Consider the following 12,653-nt stretch of genomic DNA (forward strand, 5'->3'; position numbering starts at 1 on the left):
GCCTTCGGCGAGAGCCGCCCGCTGGTGCCGACCGCCGACGGCGTGCGCGAGCCGCAGAACCGCCGCGTCGAGATCGTCCTGCGCTGAGCCTGCCACAGCCCGACTCGATGGAAGGGGCGCCGGAAGGCGCCCCTTCTGTCTTTTTGGACACAGTGTTGCCGGATCTTGCGCTTGGCAGCGAATCGCTCTTACGTCCAAACGGTTCGCCTGTATTGTATCAACTCTCGCATGAAGCCGGGGGCACCGCCTCGCAGGCTTCCAGGCCAGCGACTTGCAGGGGTCTGACGCGGTTGCAGTTGCCACGTTGCTTGGAGGAAGAAGCATGAAGCCCCTGCGGAGCGCCCTACTCTCCGGTGTCGCCTTGCTGGCGCCGCTAGCGGCCCAGGCCCAGGCGGTCAACGGTCTCTATGTCGGCGCCGGCGCCGGCGTGAACCTGTTCATGGACAGCGATGTCTCGCTCTCGGTCCCCGGCCTCGCCCCAGGGCGGAGCAACGGCACGGTCGAGGCCGATCCCGGCTTCGTCGGCGCGCTCAGCCTCGGCTACGGCTATGGCAACGGCCTGCGCGCAGAGCTGGAGCTCAGCTACCGCGAGAGCAATGTTGACCAGGTGAGCGGCTTCGGCCTGCCGGCTGCCAGCGCGAGCAGCGGCGACGTGCGCTCGGTCGGGTTCATGCTGAACGCGCTCTACGATCTCGACCTCGGCCTGCCGGTGGTTCCCTATGCCGGCATCGGTGCCGGCGTCGTGCTGCATGACTACAAGCAGGTCCGCCAGCAGGCGATCGGCAGCAACGTCGCAATCCCGGGCAGCGACTGGGTCTTCGCATATCAGGCGATCCTCGGCGCAGCCCTGCCGATCAGCGAATATCCTGGCCTGTCTCTGACGGCCGAATACCGCTTCATGGGCTCGCTGAACCCCGATCTGACGGCCGTGGCGCAAAGCGGACCCACGCAGCTGCGCGGGACCGCAGAGACCGAGAACTACAACCACTCCATCATGCTCGGCCTGCGCTACAATTTCGGCGTGGCTCCGCCGCCGGTGGTGGCCCCTGCCCCGGCCGCCGCGCCGGCCCCGGCCCGCACCTTCCTGGTCTTCTTCGACTGGGATCGCGCCGACCTGACCGACCGCGCCCGCCAGATCATCGCCGAGGCCGCGCAGAACTCCACCCGCGTGCAGACCACGCGGATCGAGGTCTCCGGCCACGCCGACCGCTCCGGCACGCCGCAGTACAACCAGCGCCTCTCCGAGCGCCGCGCCCAGGCGGTCGCCGCCGAGCTCGAGCGCCGTGGCGTGCCCCGCACCGCCATGGTCATCCAGGCCTTCGGCGAGAGCCGCCCGCTGGTGCCGACCGCCGACGGCGTGCGCGAGCCGCAGAACCGCCGCGTCGAGATCGTCCTGCGCTGAGCCTGCCACAGCGCGACTCGATGGAAGGGGCGCCGAAAGGCGCCCCTTTTTCGTTGCGCCTTCCGCCGGGCCGGGAGATGGACGCCTCAACACCCTTGCCGGCCGTAAAGCTTTGCCGCCGCGCCAAGCGGGAAAGTCAGCGGCCGCTGCGTTCCTGGGCAATCAGCGCGCGGGCGAACAGTTTTCGACGCACGCCTCGGTTGCAAGTCCCCCCGCCATCCGTATACGTCCACCGTGAGGAGCAAGACGCCAAGGCGGCCTGACAGTCGCGGTCCACAGTGGACCTGAAAGGCGCTTGCTCGATGACGCACCGAATCCCTCGGCATTTTCGCCCCGGCCGCCGTGGCCTGCTGCTCGGCGCACTCGCCGCCCCGGCGCTGCTCGCTGACCGCGCCCGCGCGGCTGACAAGGAACCGGTGGATGTCGAGCTCGTGCTGGCCGTGGATGTCAGCCGCTCGGTGGACCAGGAAGAGCAGGAGATGCAACTCCGCGGCTATGCCGCCGCCTTCCGCGACCGCAAGCTGATCGAGGGCATCGCCAGCGGTCCGCTCGGCCAGATCGCCGTCAGCCTCTTCACCTGGTCCGACTGGCACATCCAGGAGTTGCTGGTGCCCTGGGCAAAGATCGACAGCGCCGCCGCCGCCGAACGGGTCGCCGCGGCCATCGATGCTGCGCCGCGCCGCGCCTGGCTCTACACGTCGATCTCCGGCGCCATCGACTTCGCCGCCGACCTGTTCGGCCGGGAGTACGAGGGCACCCGCCGGGTGGTGGACATTTCCGGCGACGGCGTGAACAACTCCGGCCGCCCCCTGGCCGAAGCCCGCGCGGAAGCACTCGGCAAGGGCGTCGTGCTGAACGGCTTGGCGGTGCTCGACCGCACGCCGCAGCCCTGGTCAGCCGGCCTGCCGCCGCTCGATGACTACTACCGCGAGCAGGTGATCGGCGGCCCCGGCAGCTTCCTGATGGTCGCCGAGGGCTTCGATGCCTTCGAAACCGCGGTCAAACGCAAGATCATCAGGGAGATCGCCGCCGCCCCGCCGCCCGGTCCGCTCGTAGAGCGCGCCCTCGCCTGAGGGCTGCACCGGCTGGCGACGCCACGGATACACCGCCAGCCGCAACCGGCCGGGCGGGCACGCTGTTCGACGGTGCCGGCGACCACCGGCCGTGGGCGGCTCCGGCGATGACAGCCGGCGCGCGACCACCCGGCGGGCTCAGGGGCCGAACAGGCGGAGCGTAACCTCACCGGCGGCCCAACTCGCAGACAGGCCGATCAGCGACCAACGCATCGCCTCCCGCCACAGCGGCTCCGGCCGCCGCAGTGCAAGGCGGAGCGCGCGGGGCGGGCGCGGGATGCGGAGATCATCGGGCACGTGGCGGGCCTCGGCACTCAGGCCGTCGGCGGTCAGGGCGTGGCTCATGCGACAAATAAGAACAAATCAAGAACTACGACGCAAGAGGGAATCGCCTGCGGCAGGGTCCAGCCACCTTCCCACTGGACGCCGGGTCGGTTGCGCAAGAACATGGCCGGGAAGAGGAGACCCATATGGCCGACGATCCCGCCCGATCCCCGCTGCGACGTCGCTTGTTGGTGCTGCGCCTGGCGGCGCTGGGCGGGGCCGCGGCCGTGCCGGGGATCGCCGCCGCGCAGGGGGCGAAGTCCGGCGGGGGCGGCGTGCCCGCCCCGCCCCGCTCCGGCCTCAACGACAGCGACCCGTCCGACGAGCCCGGCAACGGCCGCGGCGGCAGCCGGCCGCAGCAGGGTGGCATCAGCGACAACGACCCGTCCGACCCACCCGGCCAGGGACGCGGCGGCAATCGCGGCGGGCAGAGCGGCATCAGCGACAACGACCCGTCGGACCCGCCTGGCCAGGGCCGCGGCGGCAGTGGCGGACCACGCACCGGGCTCAACGACAACGACCCCTCCGACCCCCCCGGCCAGGGCCGCGGCGGCAGTCGCGGCAGGCAGGGCGGCATCAGCGACAACGATCCGTCCGACCCACCCGGCCAGGGCCGTGGCGGCAGTCGCGGCGGGCAGGGCGGTGTCAGCGACAATGACCCGTCGGACCCGCCCGGCCAGGGCCGCGGCGGCAATCGCGGGCCACGCACCGGCCTCAACGACTCCGATCCCTCGGACCCGCCGGGTCAGGGCCGTGGCGGCAGCCGGGTGCCGGCCGGCCCGAGCGACAATGATCCTTCCGATCCGCCGGGCCGCGGACGCGGCGGGAACCGCCCGGCGCCGACCGGCCCCAGTGACAACGACCCCTCGGACCCGCCGGGCCGCGGACGCGGTCGCGGGCCGGAGCTGAAATCGACCTGAGACGACCGGCGGGGTGCGGCCTGCCGCGCCCCGCCCCCCGTTCAGGGCAGCAGGATCCCACGCCCGGCGAAGAACCGCGCGAAGACCTCGGGTGGTAGCCGCGCATCGGCACGGGTCGCCGGGGTGTCGCCGGACGGGTTGTGGAAGCGCAGCGCGCCCCGCTCCGTCGCAGCGAATACCAGCACGAGATGGCCGCCGCGCGCCGCTGGCGCCTCCTCCGGCTGACGGATGCCCGGATGCACCGAGGCGATGAACAGACCGCCCGTGGCCACCAGCGCCGGCATGTCCGCGGCCTCGAGGTCCAGCACGACCCGCGCCGCGATCCCCTGCTCCGCCAGCCAGGCGACCGCGCCGGCATAGATCAGGCCGCGGATGGCCCCGTCCGGCTGCTCGACATAGCCGCCCAGCGCCTGCACGCCGCGACGCACCTCATGGATCGGCGGCACCGGCCGGCCCCGCGCATCGAGCGCCATCTGCAGGCAGGCGCAGCCGCAGAGATGGTCGGCCCAGCGCGCGTATTCGGAAGGGTCGGCCGCGCCCGAATCACGCCACAGCGGATCGGTCGCGGCGTCGCGCCCGGCGAGGAAGTCGGCGACGAGCGCAGCGGTCTCCCACTGCGCCCGGTAGCGCGGGATCAGGCCCGGTCGTTCAGGTGGCACGCGCTGCGATGGCCCGAAGCGACGTCCTTCAGCTTCGGCGCCTCCACCCTGCAGCGATCGAAGGCGAGCGGGCAACGCGGGTGGAAATGGCACCCCGATGGCGGGTTGATCGGCGAGGGGATCTCGCCCTTCACCACCGTGAAGGCGCGCTTGCGATTCTCGATCCGCGGCACGCTGTCCAGCAGCGACCGCGTGTAGGGGTGGTTCGCGCCGCGGAAGATGTTCTCGGTCGGCGCTTCCTCGACCACGCGGCCGAGATACATGATCACGACGCGGTCCGAGAGGTGCTCCACCACGCCGAGGTCGTGGCTGATGAACAGGTAGGTGAGGTCGAGTTCCCGCCGCAGGCGCATGAACAGGTTGAGGATCTGCGCCTGGATCGACACGTCGAGCGCCGCCACCGCCTCGTCGCAGACGATGAATTCGGGCTGCACCGCCAGCGCGCGGGCGATGCCGATGCGCTGGCGCTGGCCGCCGGAGAACTGGTGCGGGTAGCGGCGCTTGAAGTTCGGGTCGAGGCCGGCGCGGCGCATCTGCTCGTCCACATAGTCGTCGAAGCCGCCGCGCTTGATGAGGCCGTGCACCTGCGGCGCCTCGCCGACGATGTCGGCCACCTTCATGCGCGGGTTGAGCGAGGCGTAGGGGTCCTGGAAGATCATCTGCCGTCGCAGCTTGGCGATGCGTGCGGCATCGCCGGTGAGGCTGTCCACGTTCTGGCCATTCCAGAACACCTCGCCTTCCGATTGTGGCAGGATGCCCGCGACGATGCGCCCGAGCGTGGACTTGCCGCAGCCGCTCTCGCCGACCAGGCCGACCACCTCGCCCTTGCGGACGCGAAGGTCCACGCGGTCCACGGCGTGGACGATCTCCTCCTTCACATCGGCGCCGAGGCGACGGGCCAGCTTGGCGGCAATGTCGAGCTTCTTGGAGAAGCGGCGCGAAACCCCGCGCAGCTCCACCATCGGCGTCTCGGTTTCGGTGAAGACGCGCGGCTCATGCGCCTGATCGAGGGCTGCGCTCATGCCGCTTCCTCCCGGCTTTCGAGGTGCGGATGGTGGCACCGCGCCAGGCGCCCGGGCAGCCAGGGATGGAGTTCGGGCATCACGACGCAGTCATCCTGCGCGCGGGGGCAGCGGGCGCGGAAGGCGCAGCCAGGCTGCAGCGAGAGCAGCGAGGGCGTCATGCCGGGGATCTGGCGCAGCGGCTCGCCGCGTCGGTTGCGCGAGGGCACGCTGCCGATCAGGCCATGCGTGTAGGGATGCAGCGGCTTGTCCAGCACCTCGCCGACATCGCCCTGTTCGACGATCTTGCCGGCGTACATCACCGCAATCTCGTCCGCGAGACCGGCGACGACGGAGAGATCGTGAGTGATCCAGATCAGCGAGGTGCCGGTGTTCAACGCCAGCTTCTGCACCTCGGCCAGGATCTGGCCCTGGATGGTGACGTCGAGAGCGGTGGTCGGCTCGTCGGCCACGATCAGGTCCGGCCGGTGCAGCAGCGCGATGGCGATCGCGACGCGCTGGCGCATGCCTCCCGAGAACTGGTGCGGATAGGATTTCAGCCGCTCATCCGGGGATGGGATGCCGACCATGCCGAGCGCATCGCGCGCGCGGCGGCGGGCCTCCTCCTCCGGCACCTTCTCGTGGGCCAGCACCGTCTCGATCATCTGCGTGTCCACGCGCAGGACCGGATTGAGCGTCATCATCGGGTCCTGGAAGATCATCGCGATGCGGTTGCCGCGCAGGCTGCGCATCTCCTCGTCGGAGAGCTTCGCGAGATCCTTGCCCTGGAACCAGATGCTGCCGGAGACGATGCGACCGGGCGGGTCCACCAGCCCCATGATCGAGAAGCCCGTGACCGACTTGCCGGAGCCGGACTCGCCGACCAGGCCGAGCACCTTGCCGCGCGACACGCTGAAGGAGACGTCGTCCACCGCCTTCACCACGCCGGCGCGGGTGAAGAAGTGGGTGCAGAGGTTGCGGACCTCGAGGGTGGGGGGCGCGGCTTGCGCCGCGACCTTCGGTATGTCGCTCACGCGCTCTACTTCTTGAGTCTGGGGTTCAACACGTCGCGCAGGTGGTCGCCGACCAGGTTGATCGAGACGATCGTGATCAACAGCGCGATGCCGGGATAGAAGCTGATCCAGTATTTTCCACTGAGCATGTACTCGTAGCCGTTGGCGATCAGCAGGCCGAGCGAGGGCTCGGTGATCGGCACGCCGAGCCCGAGGAAGGACAGCGTCGCCTCCAGCGCGATCGCGCGCGCCACCTGCATGGTGCCGATGACGATCAGCGGCGGCAGGCAGTTCGGCAGCAGGTGGCGGAACAGGATGCGGCGTGTCGGAAGCGCCAGGCACTGCGCCGCCTCGATGTATTCGCGCCGGCGCTCCACCAGCGCGGTGCCGCGCACGGTGCGCGCGTAGTAGGCCCATTCGACCACGACGATGGCGATGACCACGTTCATCACCGACTTGCCGAGGAAGGCCAGGATCATCAGAGCGACCAGGATCGCCGGGAAGGAGAGCTGCAGGTCCACCACGCGCATGATCGCGCTGTCCGTCCGCCCGCCCACGTACGCCGCCAGCAGCCCAAGCGAGGCGCCGAAGATGCAGGCCAGCAGCGCCGAGCCGGCGCCCACCGTCAACGAGATGCGCAGGCCGTACATGATGCCCGAGAGCATGTCGCGGCCTTGGTCGTCGGTGCCGAGCCAGAATGTCGTCGCCCCATCGCCGGAGACGCTGCCGGGCTCGAGCCGCCCGTCCATGATGTCCAGCACCGCCAGGTCGTAGGGGTTCTGCGGCGCGATGAAGGGCGCGAGGATCGCCACCACCGCGATGATGCTGAACACGATGAGCCCGAGCATCGCGAGCCTGCTCTCGGCGAATTCCGAGACGAAACGCTGGAACGGCGTCTCGACGCGTTCCCGCTCCGCCGCGTCCCCGCCCTGAAGCGCGATGCTCATGTCACTTGCCTTCCAGCCGGACCCGCGGATCCAGGAACGAGTAGGTGAGGTCCACGATCAGGTTGATGGTGATGAACATCAGCACGATGATCATCAGGTAGGCGACGATGATCGGACGGTCGAGCACGTTGATGCTGTCGATGATCAGCTTGCCCATGCCCGGCCAGGCGAAGATGCTCTCCGTCACCACCGAGAACGCGATGGTGGAGCCGAATTCGAGGCCCGTCACGGTCACCACCGGGATAAGGATGTTCTTGAACACGTGCACGAACGTCACGCGGAACGGGCTGAGGCCCTTGGCGCGCGCGAACTTGACGTAGTCCATCAGCATCGTCTCGCGCACGCCGGCGCGTGTCAGGCGTATCACCAGGCTGATCTTGAACAAGGCGAGGTTCAGCGCCGGCATGAGCAGGTGCGAAAGCCCGTCCATCGTCAGGAAGGACCAGCGCGTGCCTAGGATCTCCACCGTCTCGCCGCGGCCGGTCGAGGGCAGCCAGCCGAGTTGCACGGCGAACACCATGATCAGCATCAGCCCGACCCAGAAGGTCGGCAGCGAGAAGCCGAGGATGGACCCCGCCATGATCACCTTGGACCCCGCGCTGTTCGGCTTGAGCCCGGCATAGAGGCCGAGCGGCAGGCCGATCAGGATCGCGCCGAAGGTCGCCGCGATCGCGAGTTCGAGCGTCGCCGGCATGCGCTGCAGGATGATCTGCAGCGCCGGCTCGTTGAACACGAAGGAATTGCCGAGGTCGCCCTGCAGCGCCTTGCCGAGGAAGACGAGGTATTGCTGCCACAGAGGCAGGTCGAGGCCGAGCGCGCGCACCGCGCGCTCGCGCTCGATCTGGTCCGCGTCGGGGCTGATCAGGATCTCCACCGGGTCGCCGATGGCGAACACCCCGATGAAGACAATGATCGACATCGCGAAGACGACGCCGACCGCCTGGATCAGCCGCCGCAGCAGATAGACGCTCATCCTCCCGGCCTCGCCTCAGCTCAGCGGTTGGCCGCGGGGCGCACGTCCTGCGCCCGGGTCAGCTCGTCCACCCGCGGGGTGTGCTGCAGGCCGCGCCGCATCGCCCAGATGTTGGTCTGGATGTGCAGCGGGATCACCGCCACGTCCTCGGCGGCCATGCGCTGCAGCCGGATCAGCATCTGCTCGCGCTTCTCCTCGTCGAGCTCGACCAGCGACTCCGCGAGCAGCTTGTCGAACTCGGGGTTCGAGTAGCGGCCGCGGTTGGAAGCGCCCCAGCCACGCTCGCGCGAGAAGGAACCGATGATGTTGCGCATCGGATGGCTGCCATCGGGGTTGGAGCCCCAGCCGATCAGGAAGGTGGAGTATTCCTGCCGGCTGGCGCGGCCGACGAAGGTCGCCCAGGTCTGCGCCTCCACTCCCGTACGCACGCCCACGCGCGTCCACATCTGGCCGACCGCCTGCGCGATGCGCGAGTCGTTGATGTAGCGGTCGTTCGGGCTGTTCAGCTGGATGCGGAAGCCGTTGGGGTAGCCGGCCTCGGCCAGCAGCCGCCGCGCGCCGTCGGGATCATAGGCAGGCGCCTCGAGGCCCGGGACGTGGCTGAAGGTGCCGGGCGGCAGGAACTGCCCGGACGGCGTCGCCGCCCCCTCCATGATGCGGCTCGCGATCGCCGCGCGGTCGATTGCCATCGAGAGCGCGCGCCGCACCCGCACATCCCGCAGCGGGTTCTTGCCGAGCGGCCGGCCGTCATTGTCGGTGATGTGGGGGCTGTTCTCGTCCGGGGCGCGCAGGTGGTCGAGGCCGAGGAAGACCAGCCGCAGGCCCACCGTCTCCGAGGTCGTCAGCCGCTGGTCGTTGCGCAGCCGCTGGAGGTCGGTCGTCGGCACCTGGTCGATGAAGTCGAGGTCGCCGGCCAGCAGCGCCGCGGTGCGCGAGGCATCGTTGGTCACCATCCGGTAGCTCACCCGCTGGAAGGCGGGGGCGCCCTCGAAATAGTTGGGGTTCGCCTCGAACTCGATGCGGTCGCCCTGGCGGTGCGACACCACGCGATAGGGGCCGGTACCGACCGCCAGGTCACCGGAGTTGAAGCCCTCCGTCGTCGCGTTCGCGTGCGTCTGCGCGTCGATGATCCGCACATTGGTCATGTCGAGCGGCAGCAGCGGGTAGGGCTCGCGGGTGTGGAAGCGTATGGTCAGCGGATCCACGATTTCCATGCGCTCGATCGGCCGCGCGTAGACGCCGAAGGAGGACGGCGAGTTCGGCACGTTCGGCAGTCGCTGCAGCGTCGCCACGACGTCCTCGGCCGTGAACTCGCTGCCGTTATGGAAGCGCACGCCCGGCCGCAGCTTGAATTCCCACACGGTGGGGCCGACCGCGCGCCACTCGAGCGCAAGGCCCGGGATCCGCCGCGCCTGCGCGTCGGTCTCCACCAGCTTGCTGAAGATCATGTCAGCCACGGCATTGTTCGGCGAAAGCTGATGGTAGTGCGGGTCGAGCGAAGTCACGGGCGAGCCGACGCCCATGGTCAGCGTGGTCGGCTGCTGCTGCGCGCCCGCGGGCTGCATGGTGGCGTTCAGTGCGAACGCCGAAACAGCGGCCATCGCGGCCGCCCGGATGCTGTTGCGCATTGTTTTCCCTCCGGTCCCAGGTAATCCCCGTCGACTTGTCTTAGCAGCATGCGCGGGGGGAGGCTAGTTTGCCGCTTGACCAGCCGGCGCCACCCCCAGGTAGCATGCGCCAAGTCCAGGGAAACCCGCCATGCACGCCATCCGCCTCGCCGCCGCCATCAGCCTGCTCGCCGCGCCCGCCTTCGGGCAGAACCTGACGGTCGCGACCGGCGGCTCCATCACCTCGCTCGATCCGCATTTCTTCAACGCCGCGCCCAACAACGCCATCGCCGAGCACATCTTCGGCCGCCTGGTGGACCGCGACGGGCAGGCGCGCATCCGCCCGCAACTCGCCGAGAGCTGGCGGCTGATCTCCGACACCGAGTGGGAGTTCAAGCTTCGCCGCGACGTGACCTGGCACGATGGGCGCCCCTTCACCGCCGATGACGTGCTGTTCACCTTGCAGCGCGCGCCGAACGTGCCGAACAGCCCGGGCGGCTTCGGCGCCACCCTGCGCAGCGTCAAATCGGCCAGCGCGCCCGATCCGCACACGCTGCGCATCGTCACCCATTGGCCCAACCCGGTGCTGCTGCCGGAACTCGCCAGCGTCTTCATCATCTCCCGCCATGTCGGCCAGGGCGCCTCGACCGAGGACTACAATGCCGGCCGCGCCGCGATCGGCACCGGCCCCTACCGCGTGGCCGGCCACCGCCCGGGCGACCGCACCGAGCTGGCGCGCAACGAGACCTACTTCGCCGGTGCGGAGCCCTGGCAGCGCGTCTCCTACCGCTTTGTCGCCGCCGACCCGGCCCGCACCGCGGCGCTGCTGGCGGGCGATGTGGACCTGATCGACCAGGTCTCGCCCGCCGACCTGCCGCGCCTGCGGCGCGACCAGCGCGTGCGCCTCTCCGAGATCCAGTCGCTGCGCCTGGCGCATATCGGCCCGGACTACTCGCGCCCCGGCCCGCTGCCGCACGTGACCGACAACCAGGGCCAGCCGCTGGCGGCCAATCCCTTCCTCGACGTGCGGGTGCGACGCGCGCTGAACATGGCGATCAACCGCCAGGCGCTGGCGGAGCGCGCCATGGATGGGCTCGCCGTCCCGGCCGGTCAGTGGCTGCCGGAGGGCGCCTATTCGCACGATCCGAACACCCGGCCCGCCGCCTTCGACCCCGAGGGTGCGAAGCGGCTGCTGGCCGAGGCCGGATTCCCCAACGGCTTCCGCATCACGCTGCACACCATGAACGACCGCTTCCCCAATGACGCCCGCCTCTCCCAGGCGGTGGCGCAGATGTGGAGCCGGATCGGCGTGCAGACCGCTGTGGAGGCGCTGCCCTGGGCGAGCTATTCCGGCCGCGCCGCGCGGCAGGAATTCTCCATGTCGCTCGGCAGCTGGGGCAGCACGACCGGCGAGGGCCTTTCATTCGCCAAGAGCGTGCTGACCACCTTCGACCGGCAGCGCCGCACCGGCTCGGCCAACCATCGCCGCTTCTCCTCGCCGGAATTCGACGCGCTGCTGGCGCGCGCCGAGACGATCATGGACGACGAGCGGCGCGAGGCGGCGATCCATGAGCTGGTGCGCTGGTCGGCGCAGAACGTGCCGATGTTCCCGCTGGTGCACCTGACCAATGTCTGGGCGCACAAGCCGGGCATCAGCCATGTGCCGCGGATGGATGAGCGCACGCTGGCGATGGGCGTCCGCCCGGCGCCCTGACCGCGTGCAGGCGGGCAGCGCCGCAGCGTCACGCACGAAACACGATTCCGGTCGCCGCGACATCGCGGCGACACGCCCCCTCGGCATGATGCCCCCACGGAAGAAATCCGTGGGGAGTAGACATCATGCCGATCGCCGAACAGATGCAGCCGGCCGCGGCGAATGCCGCCGCGTCGCCCGTCAATCCGAACCAGGCGCTCTGGGAGAAGGGCGACTTCACGCGCATCGCCGCCAGCATGCGGGAGAGCGGCGAGGCGCTCGTCGAGAGGATCGGCGTCGCGCCCGGCCTGAAAGTTCTCGACCTCGGCTGTGGCGACGGGACCACGGCGCTGCCGGCGGCGCGGCGCGGCGCCGAGGTGCTCGGCGTGGACATCGCACGCAACCTCGTCGAGGCCGGCAAGCGGCGCGCGCGGGAAGCCGGTCTTTCCAACCTGCGCTTCGAGGTAGGCGACGCCTGCAACCTGGCCGGTGTTCCGGACCGCGGCTTCGACCTCGTGGTCAGCATCTTCGGCGCGATGTTCGCTCCGCGGCCGTTCGACGTGGCGAAGGCGATGGTGCGGGTGACGCGCCCCGGCGGCCGGATCGTGATGGGCAACTGGATCCCGAACGATCCGACGCTGGTCGCCCAGATCCTTCGGATCAGCGCCGCCTATTCCCCGCCGCCGCCCGAGGGCTTCGTCAGCCCGATGACCTGGGGAGTCGAGCCGCAGGTCATCGAGCGCTTCGAACAGGCCGGGGTGCCGAAAACCAACCTCTCCTTCGAGCGGGACACCTACGTGTTCCGGTACCCGCGGCCGCCCTCCGACCTCCTCGACCTGTTCCGGCACTACTACGGCCCGACGATGAACGCCTTCGAGGCGGCGGAGCGGAACGGCCGCGCCGACGAACTCCATGCGGAGCTGCGCGCCCTGTTCGAGGCCCAGAACACCAGCCGCGACGCGACATCGCTGCCGGCGACCTTCCTGCGGGTGAGCGTCATCGTGCCCTGACCGCCGCGATGCGGCGGTCCGCCCGCCAGCG

General features: G+C 70.0%; 12 protein-coding genes. 5 read left to right on the forward strand and 7 right to left on the reverse strand.

Translation table 11 applies throughout. The annotated features are described in order from the left end of the window. Positions 1–322 precede the first annotated feature (322 nt). Both ACESM1_RS10660 and ACESM1_RS10665 read left to right on the forward strand, forming a co-directional pair. On the forward strand, positions 323–1,402 hold the full coding sequence (locus ACESM1_RS10660; protein ID WP_372619907.1) for an OmpA family protein: 1,080 nt from the start codon (positions 323–325) through the stop codon (positions 1,400–1,402). A gap of 302 nt (positions 1,403–1,704) precedes the next feature. Beyond that, positions 1,705–2,475, forward strand: coding sequence for a DUF1194 domain-containing protein (locus ACESM1_RS10665; RefSeq protein WP_372619909.1), 771 nt, complete (start codon positions 1,705–1,707; stop codon positions 2,473–2,475). A 138-nt stretch (positions 2,476–2,613) separates the two neighbouring features. Here ACESM1_RS10665 and ACESM1_RS10670 read toward each other — a convergent pair whose 3' ends face one another. Beyond that, positions 2,614–2,820, reverse strand: coding sequence for a hypothetical protein (locus ACESM1_RS10670; protein ID WP_372619910.1), 207 nt, complete (start codon positions 2,818–2,820; stop codon positions 2,614–2,616). A gap of 125 nt (positions 2,821–2,945) precedes the next feature. Between ACESM1_RS10670 and ACESM1_RS10675 the strand changes: the two genes are divergently transcribed. Then, positions 2,946–3,719 carry a hypothetical protein gene (locus ACESM1_RS10675; protein WP_372619911.1) on the forward strand — a complete coding sequence of 258 codons (774 nt, stop codon included), beginning with the start codon at positions 2,946–2,948 and terminating at the stop codon, positions 3,717–3,719. Between the two features lie 41 nt (positions 3,720–3,760). Here ACESM1_RS10675 and ACESM1_RS10680 read toward each other — a convergent pair whose 3' ends face one another. From ACESM1_RS10680 to ACESM1_RS10705, 6 genes are read right to left on the reverse strand one after another with little or no spacing between them, the layout of a single operon-like run. Then, positions 3,761–4,378: a hypothetical protein gene (locus ACESM1_RS10680; RefSeq protein WP_372619912.1), complete on the reverse strand. Its 618-nt coding sequence runs from the start codon at positions 4,376–4,378 to the stop codon at positions 3,761–3,763. Further along, the gene (locus tag ACESM1_RS10685) at positions 4,354–5,400 is read right to left on the reverse strand and encodes an ABC transporter ATP-binding protein (protein ID WP_372619914.1); all 1,047 of its coding nucleotides are present in this window, start codon (positions 5,398–5,400) and stop codon (positions 4,354–4,356) included. The genes ACESM1_RS10680 and ACESM1_RS10685 overlap by 25 nt, the downstream gene beginning before the upstream one ends. Next, on the reverse strand, positions 5,397–6,413 hold the full coding sequence (locus tag ACESM1_RS10690; protein ID WP_372619916.1) for an ABC transporter ATP-binding protein: 1,017 nt from the start codon (positions 6,411–6,413) through the stop codon (positions 5,397–5,399). The genes ACESM1_RS10685 and ACESM1_RS10690 overlap by 4 nt, the downstream gene beginning before the upstream one ends. A gap of 5 nt (positions 6,414–6,418) precedes the next feature. Then, a complete protein-coding gene (locus tag ACESM1_RS10695; RefSeq protein ID WP_372619918.1) occupies positions 6,419–7,339 on the reverse strand; it encodes an ABC transporter permease in 921 nt (306 codons plus the stop codon). Between the two features lies 1 nt (position 7,340). Continuing rightward, positions 7,341–8,312 carry an ABC transporter permease gene (locus tag ACESM1_RS10700; protein WP_372619920.1) on the reverse strand — a complete coding sequence of 324 codons (972 nt, stop codon included), beginning with the start codon at positions 8,310–8,312 and terminating at the stop codon, positions 7,341–7,343. A 20-nt stretch (positions 8,313–8,332) separates the two neighbouring features. Continuing rightward, complete coding sequence (locus ACESM1_RS10705) at positions 8,333–9,940, reverse strand: ABC transporter substrate-binding protein (protein ID WP_372619921.1); 1,608 nt, start codon at positions 9,938–9,940, stop codon at positions 8,333–8,335. 130 nt (positions 9,941–10,070) lie between these two features. Here ACESM1_RS10705 and ACESM1_RS10710 point away from each other — a divergent pair, with 130 nt between their 5' ends. After that, positions 10,071–11,633 carry an ABC transporter substrate-binding protein gene (locus ACESM1_RS10710; protein ID WP_372619923.1) on the forward strand — a complete coding sequence of 521 codons (1,563 nt, stop codon included), beginning with the start codon at positions 10,071–10,073 and terminating at the stop codon, positions 11,631–11,633. A gap of 125 nt (positions 11,634–11,758) precedes the next feature. After that, positions 11,759–12,622, forward strand: a complete 864-nt coding sequence (locus ACESM1_RS10715; protein ID WP_372619925.1) for a class I SAM-dependent methyltransferase — start codon at positions 11,759–11,761, stop codon at positions 12,620–12,622. Positions 12,623–12,653: the final 31 nt, after the last annotated feature.

It is taken from the genome of Falsiroseomonas sp. (assembly GCF_041690465.1).
Lineage (GTDB): Bacteria > Pseudomonadota > Alphaproteobacteria > Acetobacterales > Acetobacteraceae > Falsiroseomonas.